General features: G+C 68.1%; 17 protein-coding genes. 2 read left to right on the top strand and 15 right to left on the bottom strand.

Annotation, left to right across the window (positions count from 1 at the left end):
* Nucleotides 1–58: 58 nt before the first annotated feature.
* The 11 genes from ACKN61_RS15095 to ACKN61_RS15045 all read right to left on the bottom strand — a co-directional run bounded on the left by ACKN61_RS15095 (nucleotide 59) and on the right by ACKN61_RS15045 (nucleotide 10209).
* Nucleotides 59–265, bottom strand: a complete 207-nt coding sequence (locus ACKN61_RS15095; RefSeq protein WP_408950229.1) for a hypothetical protein — start codon at nucleotides 263–265, stop codon at nucleotides 59–61.
* A 30-nt stretch (nucleotides 266–295) separates the two neighbouring features.
* The gene (locus tag ACKN61_RS15090) at nucleotides 296–835 is read right to left on the bottom strand and encodes a hypothetical protein (RefSeq protein WP_408950228.1); all 540 of its coding nucleotides are present in this window, start codon (nucleotides 833–835) and stop codon (nucleotides 296–298) included.
* Between the two features lie 38 nt (nucleotides 836–873).
* Nucleotides 874–1248 (bottom strand): hypothetical protein, encoded by a 375-nt coding sequence (locus tag ACKN61_RS15085; protein WP_031373354.1) that lies wholly within the window; start codon nucleotides 1246–1248, stop codon nucleotides 874–876.
* Nucleotides 1245–1865, bottom strand: a complete 621-nt coding sequence (locus ACKN61_RS15080; protein WP_408950227.1) for a polymer-forming cytoskeletal protein — start codon at nucleotides 1863–1865, stop codon at nucleotides 1245–1247. Before ACKN61_RS15080 ends, ACKN61_RS15085 begins: the two co-directional genes overlap by 4 nt.
* Nucleotides 1866–2127: 262 nt before the next feature.
* Nucleotides 2128–3666, bottom strand: coding sequence for a hypothetical protein (locus ACKN61_RS15075; protein ID WP_408950226.1), 1539 nt, complete (start codon nucleotides 3664–3666; stop codon nucleotides 2128–2130).
* Nucleotides 3663–4430, bottom strand: a complete 768-nt coding sequence (locus ACKN61_RS15070; RefSeq protein ID WP_408950225.1) for a hypothetical protein — start codon at nucleotides 4428–4430, stop codon at nucleotides 3663–3665. Before ACKN61_RS15070 ends, ACKN61_RS15075 begins: the two co-directional genes overlap by 4 nt.
* Nucleotides 4431–4432: 2 nt before the next feature.
* The gene (locus ACKN61_RS15065) at nucleotides 4433–6118 is read right to left on the bottom strand and encodes an Hsp70 family protein (RefSeq protein WP_408950224.1); all 1686 of its coding nucleotides are present in this window, start codon (nucleotides 6116–6118) and stop codon (nucleotides 4433–4435) included.
* Between the two features lie 24 nt (nucleotides 6119–6142).
* A complete protein-coding gene (locus ACKN61_RS15060) occupies nucleotides 6143–7753 on the bottom strand; it encodes a carboxyl transferase domain-containing protein (protein WP_031373359.1) in 1611 nt (536 codons plus the stop codon).
* Nucleotides 7754–7943: 190 nt separating this feature from the next.
* The gene (locus tag ACKN61_RS15055; RefSeq protein WP_408950223.1) at nucleotides 7944–8339 is read right to left on the bottom strand and encodes a hypothetical protein; all 396 of its coding nucleotides are present in this window, start codon (nucleotides 8337–8339) and stop codon (nucleotides 7944–7946) included.
* A gap of 193 nt (nucleotides 8340–8532) precedes the next feature.
* Entirely contained in the window at nucleotides 8533–8910 is a 378-nt protein-coding gene (locus ACKN61_RS15050; RefSeq protein ID WP_408950222.1) for a hypothetical protein, read from the bottom strand.
* Between the two features lie 123 nt (nucleotides 8911–9033).
* Nucleotides 9034–10209 (bottom strand): thiolase family protein, encoded by a 1176-nt coding sequence (locus tag ACKN61_RS15045; protein ID WP_408950221.1) that lies wholly within the window; start codon nucleotides 10207–10209, stop codon nucleotides 9034–9036.
* Nucleotides 10210–10651: 442 nt separating this feature from the next.
* Here ACKN61_RS15045 and ACKN61_RS15040 point away from each other — a divergent pair, with 442 nt between their 5' ends.
* Nucleotides 10652–13459, top strand: coding sequence for a S8 family serine peptidase (locus ACKN61_RS15040; protein WP_408950220.1), 2808 nt, complete (start codon nucleotides 10652–10654; stop codon nucleotides 13457–13459).
* A 381-nt stretch (nucleotides 13460–13840) separates the two neighbouring features.
* Here ACKN61_RS15040 and ACKN61_RS15035 read toward each other — a convergent pair whose 3' ends face one another.
* The 3 genes from ACKN61_RS15035 to ACKN61_RS15025 all read right to left on the bottom strand — a co-directional run bounded on the left by ACKN61_RS15035 (nucleotide 13841) and on the right by ACKN61_RS15025 (nucleotide 17008).
* Nucleotides 13841–14998: an isovaleryl-CoA dehydrogenase gene (locus ACKN61_RS15035; protein WP_408950219.1), complete on the bottom strand. Its 1158-nt coding sequence runs from the start codon at nucleotides 14996–14998 to the stop codon at nucleotides 13841–13843.
* Between the two features lies 1 nt (nucleotide 14999).
* Nucleotides 15000–15767 carry a carbonic anhydrase gene (locus ACKN61_RS15030; RefSeq protein WP_408950218.1) on the bottom strand — a complete coding sequence of 256 codons (768 nt, stop codon included), beginning with the start codon at nucleotides 15765–15767 and terminating at the stop codon, nucleotides 15000–15002.
* A 137-nt stretch (nucleotides 15768–15904) separates the two neighbouring features.
* Nucleotides 15905–17008: a Glu/Leu/Phe/Val dehydrogenase dimerization domain-containing protein gene (locus ACKN61_RS15025; RefSeq protein ID WP_031373366.1), complete on the bottom strand. Its 1104-nt coding sequence runs from the start codon at nucleotides 17006–17008 to the stop codon at nucleotides 15905–15907.
* Nucleotides 17009–17512: 504 nt separating this feature from the next.
* On the opposite strand from ACKN61_RS15025, the gene ACKN61_RS15020 reads away from it, so the two are divergent.
* The gene (locus tag ACKN61_RS15020) at nucleotides 17513–19669 is read left to right on the top strand and encodes a C1 family peptidase (protein ID WP_408950217.1); all 2157 of its coding nucleotides are present in this window, start codon (nucleotides 17513–17515) and stop codon (nucleotides 19667–19669) included.
* A gap of 115 nt (nucleotides 19670–19784) precedes the next feature.
* On the opposite strand, the gene ACKN61_RS15015 is transcribed toward ACKN61_RS15020, so the two are convergent.
* A complete protein-coding gene (locus tag ACKN61_RS15015) occupies nucleotides 19785–20102 on the bottom strand; it encodes a YXWGXW repeat-containing protein (protein ID WP_408950216.1) in 318 nt (105 codons plus the stop codon).
* Between the last annotated feature and the right edge of the window lie 269 nt (nucleotides 20103–20371).

The raw sequence follows: 20371 nt of genomic DNA, 5'->3' as shown, positions 1-20371 counted from the left end.
ACGAAGCCCCGCCGTGAGCGGGGCTTCGTTGTTTACGCCGATCGGAACCCGAGGCCGCTCAGCGTTTCGAACGCGGCAATTGCGGCGGTTCCTGCCCGGGCGCGGCCTGCTGCTGTTGTTGTCCCTGCGCCTGCGCGACTTGCTGCACCTGCGGCGGGTGCTTGCCGTCGGCGCCGGACCTGTAGGAGACGCCGATCTCCGGCCCTGCCACGTCCTTCATCGACTGGGCGAAATCGATCGCCGGCGTCAGCGAGCGCTCGTGCATGACGCAGTTCGGGCCGGAGACGTGCTGCCATCAATTGCTGCGGCTGCGCAGGTAAGCCTGCACTTCCTGCAGATAGGTTGCGGCTTCCTCACGGTGCGCCGGCGCCAGTTCGCTGCCGAAGCGGCTTTTGCCGTCGCGCAATTGCAGGTAGGCGGCAACGCTGCCGTCGTCGCGCAGGAAGTCGAAGATCGCGATGAAGTCGTTGGCCGCCGGCTCGTTGAAGGCGCCGGCGGCGCGCAAGGGACTGAGGATGCGCAGCCGCTCGGTGAGGTTTTCCGACACCCGCAGCATCGCGATGTGCAGGGTGCGGTTGATCTCGTCGTACTCGACCGGCGGAGTGCCGGTCCATTCGTCCTGGCGCCAGGCCTTGATCAGGTCGGCCACCGTCGGCGCATCCAGGTCGGCGAGCATTTCGGCGGCGGCCTTGCCGACGCCGCGGACGGCGTGACGGTCGAACCAGGATTGCCAATCGTCGAACGATACCGGGCGCGCCGGCGTGGAATTCATGAAAGCTTCGTACTGCTCGTGGCTCAGCGTGAATCTCGCATACAGCGAAGCGGGTTGCGACATCGAAAGGGGTCCTTTCCTGTTACCGACGCGCAGACGCCTCAGCGTCGCAGGCGCCCTTTGTTCGCGGCCTTATAGCCGACCGCTTCGAACGCTTCGACCGCCAGGGTGAAAGTACGTTCCTCGCCGGGGAGCAGGGCGCCGACGCCGACGACCTGGCGGGTGATCTCTTCGCCGCGGTCGTTGCGGATCGACAGCACCATGGAGTACTCCCAAGCGCCATCGCTCGGCGGGTGCCGAATCGTGCCCTCGACATGCAGCGGCGAGAATCTCGCCGCTGTCTGTTGCGATGCGTCCGAATCGAAGCGCAAGTGGTGCCGGCACGCCGGACAGACGCTCGCGCTTTCGAGGATCGTCGCCTTGCAATGCGGACAAATGCGCGTCGCCCCGGGCAGGCCCTGGCGGACGGCGCTCATGAGTCGGCGCCGGTCTCCGTCTTGGCGGCGCCGTTCTTGTCGCTCTTGCCGCCTTCGTTGCGCCCGCTCTCGTTGCGGGCGGCGGGCTTGGCGGCGTCCTTGTCGTCCCAGCCGAACTCGACCTGGCCGCGCATGCGCGAACCGGCCGCGACCGTCATCACCGCCGCCTTGACGTCGCCGATCATCGCGCCGCTGTCGAGCAGTTCGACGCGCTGCGCCGATTCGATGTTGCCTTCGAGCTCGCCGGCGATCACGACCTTGCGAGCGCGCACGCCGCCGTTGAGCTTGGCGCCGAGTTCGACGGTGAGGTCGCCGTCGACCTGGACGTCGCCCTTGAAGCGGCCGGCGATGCGGATGTGGCCGGAGCCCTGGATCTTGCCTTCGATCGACAGATCGGAGGCGATCAGCGATTCCTTGACCGTTTCGCGTTCGACCGCGCGCGGGGCCGGAGCGGGCGCCGGCGTCGGCGCGGCCGCGTAGGGAGCGGGCGTGGGCGAAGCTTGTCCAAACGAGAATTCGGTGGCCGCGTCGGGTTCTTTCTTGAGCGCGGTTTCCGGCTGCAACGGCGGTACCGGATTGTCGCGCTTGGGCGGAGCAGGCTGATTGAAGATGGCCATGACGCGGTGTTCCTCAGGTCGGGGGATCAGGTGATGACACGCGTGAACTTCGGAGCCTAACACGCTGATACGACGCGCCCACTGTGATGAATCTCACCAATCGGAGTTGCAGGAAACGGCGACTCGGGTTCAGTTTTCGCAAGCGTTTGCGCAAATGCGAAACGACTCGGAAGCGCGCGCATTCAGCGAAACAGGGCGGCGGCGTCGATGGCAAAAATAGTTCAGAAATCTTTCAGGCCGATGAACAGGCCAGCGGTAGCGCTCAAGCCGACAACACGCCCCGCACGATCAGCAGCAGCGCAGCGACCACCAGCAAAGGGCGCAGCCAGCTCGCCTGCTCGCGCGCCGTCCGCAGGTCGGTGCGATGCAGACTCGCGTAGTGCAGGTCCTGCAGGATCGGCGTCGCCACGCCGGCCAGCAGGTACAGCGGCAGCCATGCGTCCGGCGGCCTGCGCAGTTGTTCGGCCGGCGTGCCGAACAGGATCGCGAAACAGTCCGGCAGGCATACCGCGACGACGAGTCCGGCGAACACGGCCCAGACCGTGCGATAGATGCGGCCGACGCCGCGCGCGATCATCCAGATCGCGGCCATGCCGACGAGGCACAAGGCGGTCAGGTCGGTCGTGAGCGGCGCCAGGAACATGGCGACGATGCCGAGGGCAGTGACCGCCATCAAGGGACGGTCGCGATAGGACAGCACACCGGGATCGCCGTCCTTGGGCAACAGCGGCAGCAACATGCGCAGGCAGGCGAGCAGCAACCAGGCCGCGCCGCCGATGAACCAGACTCTCGGCAGATCCCCGAGCAGGGAATTGCGCGGGCCGAAGGCGGCGAAGAAGCCGAGCAGCAACAGCGGATACAGCACGATGCGCGCCGCCGCGAGCAGCGCGCGCCGTACATCGATGCGTTGACGGTCGGTGGCCCGCACCCAGAAGTCGACGCTGTCCGGGTCGAGCCGCGCCGCCGCCAGTTGCGGATCGATCTGCTGCAGGCTCGACCACAGGCTCATCAAGCGCGTCGGCAACAGCGCGACCAGCGCGATCAGCACGCGGCGCCATGGCACGAAGGGGCCGAGCAGTTCGCGCATCAACATGCGATCCACCGGCCGGACCCGCGACGACTGCATCAGCGCGACGGTCTGCTCGAACTCGTCGGCGGCCTCGGCGCGGCGCCGCGCTTGGTGCACTCGTTCCTGCAGCCAGTCGTCCTGCGGGCCGACGCTGTCGAGGGCGAAGAAGGCGGCGATCGTCCGCACCGATTCGGACGACAGCGGCGGGTCGGTCACGGCCAGCGCATGCGCCACCGGCGCGCGCAGGGCGTGTTTGAGGTCGAGCGAATACAGCGGCTCGAGCTCCGATAGCCAGCGCTCCAAGGCGGCCGGGCCTTGGCTGCTCGCGCGCTCGAGCAACTCGTCGAGGAAAGCGCGGCCGTCGAAGGCCTCGTGTTCGCATGCGCCGTCGTCGCCGGGCGACGACGGCGGGCGCTCTTCCAGGGATGAACTTGGCGCGCAGGTTTCCGCGTCGGCCGTGTCGGTCGTATCCGCCGGGCCGGCCTGCAGCGCATCGGCCTGGCCGCTCTCGTCGCGTTCGTGGTCCGGCTCGAACCCGGAGTCGTCTTCGTCCTCGCCGATGCAGCGCCGATGCTCGGCATAGGCCAGGCAGTGCTGGTAGGCATCGTGCAAGTCCTGGAACCCGACCGGGTCCTCGTCCGGACGGGTGCGGCGCAGTTCGCGCGCATAGGCGCGCTTGATCTCGCGCTCGTCGGCGGTGGCGGCGATGCCCAGGCGCTCGAACGGATTCATGCGCTATTGGCCGCCTTGATCACGCGCGCGATCGCTGCGAGCAGCATCAACAGGAAGAACCACATGCTCGGCGACAGAGCAAGCGGGTGCCGGCCGCGCTTGCCGGGACGAGGGTCGGGGTCGAACTGCAGCCCGCGAAAATCCGCGCCGCGCGCCTGCGAGTAAGCGCGCAAGTCGGCGACCGCGGGCTGCAGCGAGGCGGTACGCGGATGCACGGTGTCTAGATCGAAGAACGCCAGCACGATGTCGAGCTGGGCGATGTACAGCGAGGGTTCGTCTTGCAGGCGCGCGATCAGGAGCGGAGCGAGCGCCTGCTTGCGTTCGACCGAATACAGGTCCGGGTGCTCGCGCAGCCAGCGCTGGAGTTCCTGCGAAGTGTTCTCGCGCGCGATCCGCAGCAACCGGTCGAGGAAGGCGCCGCTGTCGAAGACCGCGCTGTCGAAGGTCGCGCTGTCGAAGGCCCTGCCGGTAACGGTCGCGCCATCGAAGACGGGCGTCGCCGTCGCGGCATCGTCGGCACGTACGCGCAGCGAGGGCAGGGCATCGTCGCCGAGCAGTTCGTCGAGATCCTCGAACACCGCGGTCGCCGCCCCGGCCCGCGGCCGGCGCGCCCACTCCAGGCACTGCGCATAGGCCTCGTGCAACCGTTGGAACGCGACCGGATCTTCGTCCGGCCGGGTCTTGCGCAGTTCGCGCGCATAGGCGCGCTTGACCTGGCTTTCGTCCGCGTCGTGGCTCAAACCCAGGCGGGCGAACGGCGTCATGCTCAGGACTGGGCTTCGACCGCGTCGAGGTAACGCGCGAACTCGGCCCGGTGATGGGCGATGAGCTCGGGGTCCTGCATATCGAGCGCACCGCGGAACTGCACCAGCGCGTCCTGCAATTGCTCGCGCGCCCACAGCAATTCTTCGTACAGGCGTTCGGCGCGCGCGATCAGGGCGATGTTCTCCTGCTGCTCGCGCGGGTGCACCTTGATCGCCGCCAACGCCGCCAGGCGCTCGCGGATCTCGTCCTGGCTGAGCACGCCGGGGTTCTTCTCCAGCACCACTTCGCGCTTGAGCCCGGTCGACAGGGCGACCGCCTCGACCTGCAACAGGCCGTTGATGTCGTAGGTGAAGCGCACGTCGATCGGGTTCTCGTCGCGGCGCTTGGGCGGCAGCTCGATCGAGACCATGCCGAGGCGGACGTTGTGCTCGACCCGCGGGCTTTCGCCCTGGTAGATCTCGATCTCGACCGCGCGTTGCTCGTCGTAGGTCGGGAAATAGCGCTCCACCCGGCTCACCGGCACGGTGCTGTTGCGGTGGATGATCGGCGAGAAGATGCCGCTGGTGTAGCGGCCATGGGTTTCGCGGCTGGTGCTGACGCCGAGGGTGTGCGGGCACACGTCGGTGAGGATGATTTCCTCGAGCGATTCGTCGCGCGCCTTCATGCCGGCAGCGACGCAGGCGCCCAGGCCGATGGCTTCGTCCGGGTTGACGTGGCGCAGCGGCAAGCGGCCGAACATGCGCGAGACCAGGCGCGCGCTCAGCGGCATGCGCGAGGCGCCGCCGACCAGGACGATCTCGTCGAGCTGGCCGGGGCTGAGCTTGGCGTCGCGCATCGCCCGTTCCAGCGGCGCGCGCAGGCGCTGCACCAGCGGCTCGCAGATGCGTGCGAAGGCGGCCTCGTCGACGCGCCAGGCGCGCGGCTGGCCGGCCAGGCTCAGTTCGAATGCGACTTCGCTGCCGCGGGCCAGCTCGTGTTTGAGCGCTTCGATGCGGCGTTCGAGGATCGCCAGCTCGGTCAGCGCCAACTGGCTCGCAGCCAGGCCGTGTTCGCTGAGGAAGGCGTCGAGCAGGGCCTGGGAGAAGTCCTCGCCGCCGAGGAAGTTGTCGCCGGCGCTGGCGTGCACTTCCATGATCCCGTCGAACAGCTCCAGGATCGAGACGTCGAAGGTGCCGCCGCCGAGGTCGAACACCAGGTAGCGGCCGCCGCCGTCGCGCTGCTGCAGGCCGTAGGCCAGGGCCGCCGCGGTGGGTTCGTTGATCAGGCGTTCGACCTTGATCCCGGCCAGTTCGCCGGCGATCCGCGTGGCCTTGCGCTGGCTGTCGGAGAAATAGGCCGGGACGCTGATCACCGCCTCTTCGACGCGCTGGCCCAGGTCGGCCTCGGCATCGGCGATCAGCGACTTCAGGATCAGCGCCGACAACTCTTCGGGGCGAAAACGGTGCTTGCCGAGCGCGGTGACGCGGTCGGTGCCCATCCAGCGCTTGAATGCGGCGACGCTGCGCTGCGGGTGCGAGACCAGGCGTTCGCGCGCGGCGCGGCCGACGATGACCTCGTTGTGGTCGCCGACGCTGACCACCGAGGGGGTCAGCAGTGAGCCTAATGCGTTGGCGATCAGGCGGGGGCCGTCGGGCCCGTAGACGCCGATCAGCGAATGGGTGGTGCCGAGGTCGATGCCGACGATCATGCCTAGCAGTCCTTTGCAGCGCGATTACATGCGGAACACGCCGAAGCGGGTGCGGTCTTCGATCGGCGCGTTGAGGCTGGCCGACAGCGCCAGGCCCAGCACCCGGCGGGTGTCGGCGGGATCGATGATGCCGTCGTCCCACAGCCGCGCGCTGGCGTAGTAGGGGTTGCCCTGGCTTTCGTACTGGTCGCGGATCGGCGCCTTGAAGGCTTCCTCTTCGTCCGGCGTCCACACCTTGCCGGCGGCTTCGATGCCGTCGCGGCGCACGGTCGCCAACACCGAGGCGGCCTGTTCGCCGCCCATCACGCTGATGCGCGCGTTCGGCCACATCCACAGGAAGCGCGCGCCGTAGGCGCGGCCGCACATGGCGTAGTTGCCTGCGCCGAAGCTGCCGCCGATGACCACGGTGAACTTGGGCACGTGCGAGCACGCCACCGCGGTGACCATCTTCGCGCCGTCTTTGGCGATGCCGGCGTTTTCGTACTTCTTGCCGACCATGAAGCCGGTGATGTTCTGCAGGAACACCAGCGGGATGCCGCGCTGGTTGCACAGCTCGATGAAATGCGCACCCTTGAGCGCGCTTTCGGCGAACAGGATGCCGTTGTTGGCGACGATGCCGACCGGATAGCCGTGGACGTGGGCGAAACCGGTGATCAGGGTCTTGGCGTAGCGCGCCTTGAATTCCTGCAGCTCGCTGCCGTCGACGATGCGGGCGATGACCTCGCGGATGTCGAACGGGCGGCGGGTGTCCTTGGGGACGATGCCGTACAGCTCCTGCGCGGCGTACAGCGGCTCGCGCGAGGCTTGCACGGTCACCGGCAGGGTCTTGCGGCGGTTGAGGTTGCCGACGATCTCGCGGGCGATCTGCAGCGCGTGGCGGTCGTCCTCGGCGAAATGATCGGCCACGCCCGACACCGTGGTGTGCACTTCGGCGCCACCGAGCGCTTCGGCATCGACGACTTCGCCGGTCGCCGCCTTCACCAGCGGCGGGCCGCCGAGGAAGATCGTGCCCTGTTCCTTGACGATGATGCTCTCGTCGCACATCGCCGGCACGTAGGCGCCGCCGGCGGTGCAACTGCCCATGACCACGGCGATCTGCGGGATGTTCTCCGCGCTCAGCCGGGCTTGGTTGTAGAAAATGCGGCCGAAGTGCTCGCGGTCGGGGAACACCTCGTCCTGCAGCGGCAGGAACGCGCCGCCGGAGTCGACCAGGTAGATGCAGGGCAGGCGGTTCTCGCGGGCGATCTCCTGCGCGCGCAGGTGCTTCTTCACCGTCATCGGGAAGTAGGTGCCGCCCTTGACCGTGGCGTCGTTGGCGACGATCACCACCTCCAGCCCCTGCACGCGGCCGATGCCGGCGACCATGCCCGCGGCGGGCGCGGCGTCGTCGTACATGCCTTCGGCGGCGAGCGGGGCGATTTCCAGGAACGGCGAGCCCGGATCGAGCAGGGCGGCGATGCGGTCGCGCGCGAGCAGCTTGCCGCGCTCGGTGTGCTTGGCCCGGGCCTTGTCGCCGCCGCCATGCGCGGCGCGCGCCAGGCGCGCATCGAGCTCTTCGACCAGCGCCTGGTGGTAGGCGACGTTGTCCCGGAAATCCTGCGAGCGCGGGTCGAGTTGGGAGGTGATCGCGGGCATTGCACGGCGGCCTGGTTCTGGGACGCGGCATCAAAACACAAAGCGCCGTTCGCGGCCAATCACTTTGGGCGATGCGGTGCAGTACTGCGCAATGCGGCAAGCGCCTCGCGCCGGCGTTTCGCGCAGCCTTCGGCGCAAAAAGAAAGGCCCGCTTGCGCGGGCCTCTCGAAGCAGCGTCAGCGCAAGCCGATTAGTGCTTGGCAGCTTCTTCCTTGGCCTTCTCGGCAGCGGCGTCGGCCTTGTCGGAGACCTTGGCAGCGGCGTCGGCGGTAGCGTCGGCAGCCTTGGCGGTCGCGTCGGCGGCGCCAGCAGCGGCGTCGGCGGCGGCGCCGGCAGTCGCGGCAGCGGCGTTGTCGACGGCGGCGCCAGCGGCGGCGGCAGCGTCGGTGGTGGCAGCGGCGGCAGCGTCGGCGCCTTCGGCGACGGCGGTGCCGGCGGCGTCAGCAGCCTGGGCGGCGGCATCGCCGGCCTGGCTGGCGGCGGCCGAGGCTTCGGCGGCTTCGTTCTTGGCTTCTTCGGACTTCGGGGCGCAAGCCGACAGGGCCAGGACGGAAGCGGCGAGGAGGACGTAGAGATGGGTCTTCATGAGTGTCTATCCTGAGGAGTTGTCTGAGAAAAAACGTGGAACGGTGATGTCAGGCAACGCCAGTGCGCGCAGCGGTCCGGCAAGCCGGCTCAGATCGTTCACTGACCTTACGGAAAAAGCCGCCGGAAACCGGCGGCTTTCCCGTTCGGCACGATGACTCGTGCCGGAACTAAGCAGTATCGCTTGCGCGATATTACTTCTTGGCTTCTTCCTTGGCAGCTTCTGCCGGAGCAGCAGCGTCCTTGGCAGCGTCGGCAGCCTGGCCAGCGGCGTCGGCAGCGTTCTTGGCGGCGTCGGCAGCGGCGTCGGCAGCAGCCGGGGTCGCGGCGTTGGCAGCGGCGTCGGCCGAGGTAGCAGCAGCGTCGGCAGCCGAAGCGGCGGCGTCAGCGCTGGCAGCAGCGGCGTCGGCGCTGGCAGCGTCGCCAGCAGCGGCGGCGGTGTCAGCAGCGGCCTGAGCTTCGGTCGAAGCGGCAGCGGCGTCGGCGGAAGCTTCTTCGGCCTGCTTCTGGTTCGAGCAAGCGGCCAGGGCCAGGCCCAGAGCCAGGGCGATCAGCGCCTTGTTGAAATTCATGATTCGGATTCCTCGTCGATTAGTTAGGCAACGCGCAGTTGCGCGCCGATAACATGATGACAAGCCGGTGACGTGTGTCAAGCGGGCTTGCCGGTTTTTTTTGTGCAACGCGTTTTTAACTATTTAGAGCAACTCTATCGCAATTGCGGTCGCTTCGCCGCCGCCGATGCACAGCGAAGCGACGCCGCGCTTGCCGCCACGCAGGCGCAAGGCATTGATCAGCGTGACCACCAGGCGGGCGCCGCTGGCGCCGATCGGGTGTCCCAGGGCGACCGCGCCGCCATGGACGTTGATCTTGTCGTGGGGGATGCCGAGGTCCTTCATCGGCGCCATCGCGACGCAGGAAAAGGCCTCGTTGACCTCGAACAGGTCGACGTCGGCGACCGTCCAGCCGGCCTTTTCGAGCACGTTTGAAATCGCTTTCACCGGTGCCGTGGTGAACCACTCCGGCGCCTGGGCATGGCCGGCGTGGGCGACGATGCGCGCCAGCGGCTTGAGACCGCGCGCGGCGGCGTCGTCGGCCGACATCAGCAGCGCGGCGGCGGCGCCGTCGGAGATCTTCGAGGAGGACGCGGCGGTCAGCACGCCGTCCTTGCCGAAGGCCGGGCGCAGGCCGGGAATCTTGCTGACGTCGATCTTGGCCGGCTCTTCGTCGCTGTCGACGACGACATCGCCCTTGCGGCCCTTGACGGTCACCGAAACGATCTCGTCCTTGAAGTGGCCGGCGCTCTGCGCAGCCTGCGCGCGCTTCACGCTTTCCTCGGAATACGCGTCGATTGCGGCGCGATCCAGGCCGTATTTCTCGCAGGCGGCGTCGCCGAACACGCCCATGGCCTTGCCGTCGTACGGGTTGGTCAGACCGTCCCAGGCCATGTGGTCGAGCATCTCGGTGCTGCCGTAGCGGATGCCGGTGCGCGAGTTGTTGAGCAGGTGCGGGGCATTGGTCATCGACTCCATGCCGCCGGCGACCACGACCTTGGCCGAGCCGGCCTTGATCAGGTCGTGGGCGAGCATGATCGCCTTCATGCCCGAGCCGCAGACCTTGTTGATCGTGGTGCAGCCGGCCGAGGTCGGCAGGCCGGCGTTGAGCGCCGCCTGGCGCGCCGGGGCCTGGCCGAGGCCGGCCGGGAGCACGCAGCCCATGATGACTTCGTCGACCTGATCGGCGGCGACGCCGGCCTGCTCGAGCGCGCCGGTGATCGCGGCGCTGCCCAGGGTCGGGGTCGGGACGCCGGTGAACTGGCCGAGGAAAGAACCGATGGCGGTGCGCTTGGCACCGACGATGACGACATCGCTCATGGCGGAACTCCAAAAACTGTGGCGTAGACGGAGACCGGCGCTTGGGCCGGAACCGCCGGATTATGCGGCGCCATGCTGCACCGCGGCAAATACCGGGGTCCCGGATAACGAAAGACAAACAATTGGTCGTCTCGTGGTCGCGACGAAGCCGGCAGGCAGCTGAACGCTGGTGGGCCGAATCCGGCGATTTCGGGCCGGTCGGCGGCTGGTCGGAGGCGGCTGGGAGCGGGGGGAAGCGGTCGGCGGGCCGGAACCTGGGCTGAAGCAGGCCGGCGAATACCGTCGTAGTGGTGCTTGCCGCTCATATCTCGCTTGGCGAAATCTGCGCGAAAAACCAGCGGTTTCGATTGTCGTTGCGCGCGGCTTGGATTAAAACGAAGGCGACGCGCGGCCGTGTCGCAGGGGTGCGAGCGGCGGGCCGTCCCCGACGGGGAGCTGAGCCATGAAACGATTCGGACCGGCAGCGCGATGCAGTTCGCGGCTGGCGCTGTGTGCGCTGAGCCTGGCCATCCTGAGCGCCTGCGGTGGCGGCGGAGGCGGCGGCGACGCGGTTCGCCCGACACCGCCGCCGGCGAACCCGCCGCCGACCACACCGCCGCCGCCGAGTCCGTCCCAGCCGGCGGTGGACGCCCACCTGGCATTGACCAACACGCGTGCCGCGCATGCGCTCGGCCTGAGCGGGCAGGGCGTGCGCATCGGCGTGGTCGACAGCGGCGTGCGCCGCACTCATCCGGCCCTGGCCGGGCGGGTCGGCCCGCATCTGATCTACACCGATCCGCGCAGCAACAACCACGCCATCGACGACGTCCTCGGCCACGGCACCTATGTCTCGCAGATCGCCGCCGGCACCGCGGTGGGCAACTGGCCCGGCGGCATCGCTCCGGGGGCGAGCATCGTCTCCGCGCGCATCCTCTCCGACGTGCGCCCGAGCGACGACGGCTCCGGCCAGGGCAACGAGGCGCGCGACGCCGGCGGGCTCGACATCGTCTCGCGCGACCTCATGAACGCCGGCGTGCGCATCATGAACAACTCCTGGGGCGGCCTGTACTGGACCGGCGACAACGTCACCGTCAGTTTCATCAACGCCTACAAGCCCTTCATCGACAACGGCGGCCTGGTCGTGTTCGCGACCGGCAACGAGGCCAAGCCGCAGCCTTCCGACAACGCTTCGCTGCCGAGCCAGGGCGCCGGCGCGAACGTGCTCGAACGCGGCTGGATCGCCGCGGCCGCGCTCGACAGCAACACCCCGACCCAACTGGCGAGCTACTCCAACGCCTGCGGTATCGCCATGAACTACTGCCTCGTCGCACCCGGCAACGTCATCGCGACCGGCGTCAACGATGCGGTCGGCAGCCCGACCTACTGGGTCGTCCAGGGCACCTCGTTCGCCGCGCCGCAGGTGTCCGGCGCCGCGGCGCTGGTCTGGCAGGCATTCCCGTACTTCAACAACGACCTGGTGCGGCAGACCCTGCTCGGCAACGCCAAGGACCTCGGCGCGCCCGGCGTCGACCCGGTGTTCGGCCAGGGGCTGCTCGATGTCGGCGCCTCGGTGCGCGGCCCGCGCCGGCTCGACTGGGGCGATGTGCGGGTGTCGTTCGACGGCAGTTCGACCTGGTCCAACCCGCTCAGCGGCGCCGGCGGCCTGATCAAGGAAGGCAGCGGCACGCTGCGCCTGGACAGCGCCACCGCGCATAGCTACACCGGCACCACCGACGTCGCCGGCGGCGTGCTGCGGCTCGCCGACAATGCCTCGACGGTGTCGCCGACGACCGTGCGCGCGGGCGCTACCTTGGTCGGCGGCAACGGCGCGCGCATCGGCAACCGCGTCGACAACCAGGGGGCGGTGCGGGTCGAAGGCGCCAGCCTGCGCGTCGACAGCTACCAGCAATCCGCGGCCGGCCAGTTGCAGTTCTTCATCGGCTCCAAGCTCGAAGTCACCGGCAACGCCAGCCTCGCCGGCAACGCCCACGTGCTCGGGCAGTTGCCGGGCTATACCCGTTCCAGCCGCGAAGTCTTCGTCAACGCCGGCAGCATCAGCGGCGCGTTCGCCTCGTTGACGACCGCCTCCAACGTGTTCCTGGTGGCGGTGCCGGGCTACAGCAGCACCCAGGCCTGGCTCGACATCGTCTCGCTCAACATCACCGCCGCCGCGCAGTCGATGGGCGTGCAGGGCGCCGCGGCCGCGGCCGCCGAACGCGTCGACGGCGCCTTCGACGAGCTCGACCGCAACACCGTCGTCAGCGGCGGCCCCGGTGCGCAGGGCGCCTTCAGCGCCGCGGCCGGCGCCTTGCAGCAGTCGGCCACGCCGGAGATCGCCAAGCGCTCGCTGGCCAGCTTGTCCGGCGAGCTGCACAGCGCCGACGCCGCCTTCGCGATGATGGCGATCGAAGGTAACCGCCGCGCGCTGGAATCGCGTCTGGATGCGCAGTATCTGCATCCGAGCGACGGCGCCTGGGCCGACCGCATCGACGCCCAGCGCGCGACTGCCGGCCGCTTCGACCTCGGCGCGACCGGCTGGATCGTCGGCCACGATCGCCGTCAAGGGGAGCTGCGCTACGGCGCCGCGCTCAGCGAAACCGACGGCTACGCACGCCACGAACTGCGTCGCGACCGCGAGCGCAACCGCCAGGTCGAGGGCCAGTTCTACGCGGCCTGGAGCCGCGGCGGCCACTATCTGCTCGGTCGCGCCGCGCTCGGGCGCATGGACCGCCATCTCGAACGCGAGGTCACGCTCGGTGCCGCCGACTTCGGTGTCGGTACGAGTTACGCCAATCGCTATTTGCAGCTCGATGCGCAACTCGGGCATCGCTTCGAGAGTGCGAACGGCATGATCACACCGTATTTGGGCGTGCAATCGGTGCGCCTGGACCGCGGCGGCTTCGACGAACCCGGCGCCGCCGGCTTCGGCCTCAGCGCCGACGGCTCGACCTTGAGCGCAACGCAGGCGCTGGTGGGCGCGCGGATGCAGCGCGAATGGCGGATCGGTTCGGCCCTGCTGACCCTGGACGGCCGCGCCGAATGGCAGCGGACCTTGGCGCAGTCGGGCGATTTCATCGACGCCCGTTTCACCGCCCTGGACGTGTGGTCGCCGATCGCCAGCGAGCCTTTGGCCCGCGACGTCGGCGTGTTCGGCCTGGGCCTGAGCACCCGCTTCGGCCGCGGCAGCGTGCTGCGCTTCGACTTCGATCAACGCAGGGAGCGGGGCGAGGATTATTTGCGCGCGTTCGCGACGTGGTCGGTGCCGTTCTGAGGGAAGGGCGAGCGGGTCCCCCGGCCACTCTTTGTCGAAGAGAGGGCTTCTGGTGCAGCGTGATGGTTCGCGGCGCTACGCAGGCGGACAAAGCAAATCTCCCCCAGCCCCTCTTTTTCAAAGAGGGGAGTTGATCGGCGCGATCTGGATCCGACGTAACCGCGCCCCAGGGCAGAACGGCCCGCGCAGCGCCACGAACCATCAAACCACCGCAGAAAGGCTCCCCTCTTTGGAAAAGAGGGGTTGGGGGAGATTTGCTCTTAGCGAACAAGCATCCACGACGATGCACCGATGCCACGGACGTACAGAAAAACTGCAGCCCCAAACAAAAACGCCGTCGCAACCGCGACGGCGTTTTGCTTTACCCAAACACCCCGAGATTCAGCTCTTGCCGTCGAACAGCTCGCGGCCGATCAGCATGCGGCGGATCTCGTTGGTGCCGGCGCCGATCGCGTACAGCTTGGCGTCGCGCAGGATGCGGCCGGTCGGGTACTCGTTGATGTAGCCGTTGCCGCCCAGGGTCTGGATCGCTTCCAGCGCCACTTGCACCGCGGCGTCGGAGGCGTGTAGCAGGCACGAGGCCGCATCGACGCGGCTCTTGTAGCCGGCGTCGAAGTCGCGTCCCACCTGATAAGCGAAGGCACGGCTCGACTGCAGCGCGGTGTACATGTCGGCGATCTTGCCCTGCATCAGGCCGAAGGTGCCGATCGCCACGTCGAACTGCTTGCGCTCGCGCACGTAGGGCAGGGCGATGTCGAGCGCGGCCTGCATCAGGCCCAGCGGGCCGCCGGTCAGCACCAGGCGCTCGGTGTTGAGGCCGCTCATCAGCACCTTGACGCCGTGGTGCACTTCGCCGAGCACGTTTTCGTTCGGAATCTCGCAGTCCTCGAACACCAGCTCGCAGGTGTTGGAGCCGCGCATGCCGAGCTTGTCGAGCTTCTGCGCGGTGCTGAAACCCTTCATGCCCTTCTCGACGATGAAGGCGGTCATGCACTTGCTGCCGGCATCCTTGCCCGCGGTGCGCATATACACCACCAGCACGTCGGCCTCGGGGCCGTTGGTGATCCACATCTTGTTGCCGTTGGCGACCCACATATCGCCCTTGCGCTCGGCGCGGCAGCTCATCGAGCCGACCACGTCGGAACCCGCGCCCGGCTCGCTCATCGCCAGCGCGCCCTTCCACTCGCCGCTGCACAGCTTCGGCAGGTACTTCGCGCGCTGCGCCTCGTTGCCGTTGGCATAGAGGTTGGATACGCACAGGTTGGAGTGCGCGCCGTAGGACAGGCCGACCGAACCGGAGGCGCGGGAGATTTCCTCCATCGCCACCAGATGCGCCAGATAGCCCATCTCGCTGCCGCCGTATTCGCCCGGCACGGTCATGCCCAGCAGGCCCATCTCGCCTAGTTTCGGCCACAGGTCCTGCGGGAACGCGTTGTCATGATCGATCTGCTCCGCACGCGGTGCGATCTCGGCTTCGGCGAAACGGCGCACGGCATCGCGCAGTGCATCGATCTCTTCACCCAGGGGAAAACTGCGCATATCAGCCCTCGTAACGAATCAGCGGCCGCCCGTTGAGCGGTTGGATGTTGCGGTTGTTGCGGCGGTAATGGGACAGGAACGCCTGGATCTGCGCCTTCGACATCGTCACCGGCGCGGGCAGCACGTACCACTCCACATTTTCCGACAACGGCGGGGTCGTTAGCGAGCCCAGGTAGTGATAGTAAGCATGCGATTTCGGTAACAGCGCCTCGATATCGATCTCGCGCTGCGCCGGTGCGGCTTCGCGCTTGCCCGGCTTGAGGTCGTCGATCACCTGCTGGGCGACCGGATTGGCGGCGCCTTCGGCATACATCACGCCGACCACGGCCAGGCGTCCGTCCTGGGCCTTGAACACGAAGTGGCCTTCGAGCGGGAAGTGCTTGCCGTCGAGAGTGTGCTCGCTCTGGGCGTGGAAGTGGAACTGGCTCAGGGTGAAATGACGGCCGCGGATGGTCGCCTCGGTCAGGTGAGTGTCCACCTGAACAGCGTGGCCGTTGTCTTCGACCGAGTCGATCGCGCTGCGCGTATGGGTGAATTCCAGGCTCCGCGGCTCGTTGTCGGCGGCCGGGATCGCCGAAGCGGTGACGATGTCGATCGGCGACTGCGCCTTGTCGCGCGCGGCCTGCCACTGCTCCTGGCGCTCGTAGTCCAGGGTTTCGCTATGAGCCTGGGCCGGTCGTGCCGCTTCACCGGCCTGGGCGGCGACGGCGACGGCCATGATCACGACGGTTGCGATGAAATGTTTGCGCATGGCGAGCATCCCGTTCATTGCACGGATTGTGGTGGAAGCCGCGTTAGTGCTGTGACCTGGCGACGCGCCGGCGCGCATTCAGCAAAACGCAGCGGCGGGGCGAACCCCTACCTCAGATACGACGACGGGGCCGATGGGCCCCGTCGTGGTGTGGCTCAGTGGCCGCTGCGGATGCGTCCGCGGAAGCTCGGCGTCGACCGGCCCATCGGCAGCTTGAGCTTGCCGATCGCGCTGATGCGCTCTTCGGCCAGGCGGTCGGCGGCGGTGTAGGTCGGGATGCTGTCGCGTTCGGCGATCTCGAAGATGCGGCCGAGGTTGTGATAGATCGTGCGCATCATGCGCATGGCGCGCTCGCGGTTGTAGCCGTCGAGTTCCAGCGCCACGTTCATCACGCCGCCGGCGTTCACCGCGTAGTCCGGCGCGTACAGGATGCCGCGCTTGGACACTTCGTCGCCGATGGCGTTGTTGGCCAACTGGTTGTTGGCCGCGCCGCAGATGATCTTGGCCTTCAGGCGCGGCAAGGTCTGCTCGTTGACGGTGCCGCCCAGTGCGCACGGCGAGTACACGTCGGCAGGCACGTCGTAGATCTCGTCCAGGCCCACCGCTTCGGCGCCGTACTCGGACACGGCCTTGTCGACCAGGCCCTTGTTGATGTCGGTGACGAAGATCTTCGCGCCGCGCTCCTTGAGCAGCTTCACGAATTCCATGCCGACATGGCCGAGGCCCTGCACGGCGTAGCTGTACTTACCGACTTCCTCGTCGCCGAAGCGCTTGTTCAGCGCCGCCATCAGGCCCTGCAGGGTGCCGTAGGCGGTGAACGGCGAGGGATCGCCCGAACCGCCGTGGACCTGGTGCACGCCGGTGACGTACTCGGTCTCGCGATACACGTATTCCATGTCGTTGACGTCGATGCCGACGTCTTCGGCGGTGATGTAGCGGCCGCCCAGCGAGTCGACGAACTTGCCGAAGGCGCGGAACAGCGCTTCGGACTTGTCGGCGGCCGGGTCGCCGATGATCACGGCCTTGCCGCCGCCGATGTTGAGGCCGGCGACCGCGTTCTTGTAGGTCATGCCGCGGCTCAGACGCAGTACATCGTTGAGCGCGTCCTGCTCGGTCTTGTACGGCCACATCCGCAGGCCACCCAGCGCCGGGCCGAGCACGGTGTTGTGGATCGCGATGATGGCCTTCAGGCCGGCGTCCTTGTTATGGCAGAACACGACCTGCTCGTGGCCGAAGGTGTCGAGGGTTTCGAAAATCATCGGGTGCTCCGGACCGGCGCGGCATTGCGCGAAGCGCTAAGGACGCCTGGTGGTGGTAAGTCGTTGAATGGAAATGGATTCGCCTGTACGCCGCAACCGCAGGGGCCCGCCGTAGGGGCCGTAGTCTAAAGCAATCGGGCAATACGGCTAGGTATTGCAGGGCCGGGGCAATCGTGGCTGGAAACGGCCGTGTGAGGGCTTGCGCAGGCGGGTTTGCGGCCGCTTTCGGCGCGTTCGGCCAGCGCGTCGCGCAGGCGCCGATCGCCATGGCGGACGCGGCTGCGGCTGTCATCGGCGCGACCGACTCGCGCCGCCACAATCGCTGCGCGTCGGCCGGCCCGGGCCGCGACCGAGCCCGCGGCGCGCGCTTTGCCGGTGTTGTCGTTTCGCCGCCGATCCGCGTCGGGCGCCACCGAGCCCGCCGCGTTCGCTGCGGACCTTTGTCCGCCACGGCGCGGCCAGGCCGTTTTCTGCATTGCGAATCGATATTTATCAGGACCCGTCATGGCCATCGCCCGCAAAACCGCGCGCCGCGCACGCACCGGCACCACGCTTCGCCACGAGGCCTTCGAGGAGTCCGAACTCGAAGTCACGCCGAAGGCCGGTGCCGGACGGGTCGCGCGCAGTGCGGCGCGGCGCCGCTTGCTCGATGCGCGTCCGGACACCGCCGATTTTCGCGACCGCATGTTCGAGCCGACCCTGATCGACGTGCCGGTGCGCATTCCGCTGTCGGAGCACCTGAAACTGCGTCTGCCGGTGCTCGACCAGGGCGATGAAGGCGCTTGCACCGCGTTCGGCCTGGCCGCCGTCGCCCACGCTCTGCTGCGCAAGCGCGCGCCGCGCGCCAAGCTGGCCGCGGTCAGCACCCGCATGTTCTACGACATGGCGCGCCGTTACGACGAATGGCGCGGCGAAAGCTATTCCGGCTCCAGTTGCCGCGGCGCCATGAAGGGCTGGCACCACCACGGCGTGTGCACGGACAAGGTCTGGCCTTACCGGTCCGGCACGGCGATGGAGACCTACACCGAAGCGCGCGCCCGCGACGCCGCGCAACGCCCGCTCGGCGCGTATTTCCGAGTCAATCACAAGGATTTGGTGGCGATGCACGCAGCCTTCGCCGAAGTCGGCGTGCTGTACGCATCGAGCGCGGTGCACGAAGGCTGGGACGACCCGGCGCGCGGCCGCATCGTCTGGGCGCAGCAGGAACTCGCCGGCTATCACGCCTTCGCCATCGTCGGTTACGACGAAGGCGGCTTCTGGATCCAGAACTCCTGGGGCAAGGACTGGGGCCACGGCGGCTACGGCTATATCAGCTACGACGAATGGCTGGAGCGCGGCACCGACGTGTGGGTCGCGCGGCTCGCGGTGCCGGTGCGCCTGCACAAGGCGCAGTCGAGCGCGATCAATCATTCCAGTGTCGCCCGCCAGTCCACCGGCTATTCGCAGGCCGATCTGCGCCCGCACATCGTCAGCCTCGGCAACGACGGCGCCTTGCGCGACGGCGGCCGTTTCGGCACCACCCTCGACAACGTCCGCAACCTGATCCGCGACGACCTGCCGCGCATCACCGCGGGCTGGAACAAAAAGCGCGTCATGCTGTATGCCCATGGCGGCCTGGTGCCGGAGCAGAGCGCGATCCAGCGCGTCGCCGATTACCGCGAAACCTTGCTCGACCGGCAGGTCTATCCGCTCGCCTTCGTCTGGAAGAGCGACGTCTGGAGCACCCTGGGCAACATCCTGCGCGACGTCGCCCGGCCGCGCAGCGAGGGCATCGTCGACAAGGCCAAGGACCTGCTGCTCGATCGCCTCGACGACACCCTGGAACCGCTGGCGCGCGTCGCCGGGGGCAAGCTGCTGTGGGACGAGATGAAGGAAAACGCCTTGCTCGCCACCACCGCACGCGTGGCGCTGGCCAACGGCGGCGCCCAGGAAGCCGGCGGCGCGGCCTTGGTCGCGCGCCTGCTCGGCGAATGGATCGACCACGATCCCAGTGTCGAGTTGCACCTGACCGCACACAGTGCCGGCTCGGTGTTGTTCGCGCCGCTGGTGCAGTTGCTGACCTGCGACGGCATCGTGCCGGACGGCCCGGCGGTCGGCATGCGCGGCCTCGGCCTGAAGATCGAAAGCGTGGCCTTGTGGGCGCCGGCGATCACAGTCGAGCTGTTCCTGCAGACCTATGCCCCGGCCTTGCGCAGCGGCGCGATCAAGCGTCTGTCCTTGTTCACCTTGACCGACAAGGCCGAGAACGACGACGACTGCGCCGACATCTATCACAAGTCCTTGCTGTACTTGGTCGCGCATGCGCTGGAAACCCAGGCGCGCAGTTGGATCAACCGCGCCTACCGCCACGGCACGCCCTTGCTCGGCATGGCGCGGTTCCTGGAAAAAGGCGGCGAGCAGGGCAATGCCGAACTGCGCGAGCTGATCGACAGCGGCCGCATCGACTGGGTCCAGGCGCCGACCGCGGGCCTGCCGCAGGGTTCGCCCGATGCCTCGACCACGACCTCGCACGGCGGCTTCGAAGACGACCGCGCGACCCTGGCCGCGACGCTCGCGCGCGCGCTCGGCCATGCCACCACCACCGCGAGTTTCGACCTGCACCGGTCCGATGCCGGCAACGCCGACCGCCGCAACGCCATCGCGCGCGCGGTCAAATCCTGAAACATCGAAGGCGCTGCGAAGGAATGCGGCGACAGCGGAAGGTGTGACGCGTCCAATATCGCGACGCGTCACACCCGGCGGAAGTCGCGCCGGCGAGAGCAGCACTCGGCGCAGATCAGCGGTGGGCCCAGTAGCCATCGCGGAAACGCCAGGCCGGCCCATAGGGATGCCAGCGCGGCCCTACGTACACGTAACCGCGGCGCGCCACGACATAGTGGCCGCCGACCCAGCGATAACCGCGGCCGTCCCAGCGCCAATGCCCCGGCGCCCACACATAACCCGGACGCACCCGCACCCGCTCGTAGCGCGGCGGAGGCGGCGCCACCCGCACGTTCACATCCACATACGCACGCGCCTGCGCTTGCGGCGCATGCACGCCTGCGAGCGATGCCACCCCGAGCACCGCCGCCACCATCAAAGGACGCATAGTCATACCGTTCTCCTCGAACCCGGCGGCCACCCGCCGGTACCGAGGACAACGCCGCTGCCGCGGCGGCTGTTGACTTGGCCGCGTCCGACGTTCAGACACGCTTCGGCTTAAGGGTAGGAGCGGCGTCCTACTGTATTTCCTTCGGTCACGAGCGGCGCCCGCGTACCTGCACGATCGCGTCGCTACGGCCTTCCTGCAGGACTTTCCTTGTAGGAGCGGCGTGAGCCGCGACCGCGCCATCGCCCGCACCCGCGTCGCTATCTGTAACCACG

The sequence above is a fragment of the Lysobacter sp. Hz25 genome, from assembly GCF_046097045.1.
In the GTDB taxonomy this organism is placed as follows: domain Bacteria; phylum Pseudomonadota; class Gammaproteobacteria; order Xanthomonadales; family Xanthomonadaceae; genus Lysobacter; species Lysobacter antibioticus_B.
The sequence above is the reverse complement of the archived record's forward strand: the minus strand, read 5'-3'. Positions and strand labels throughout refer to the sequence as shown.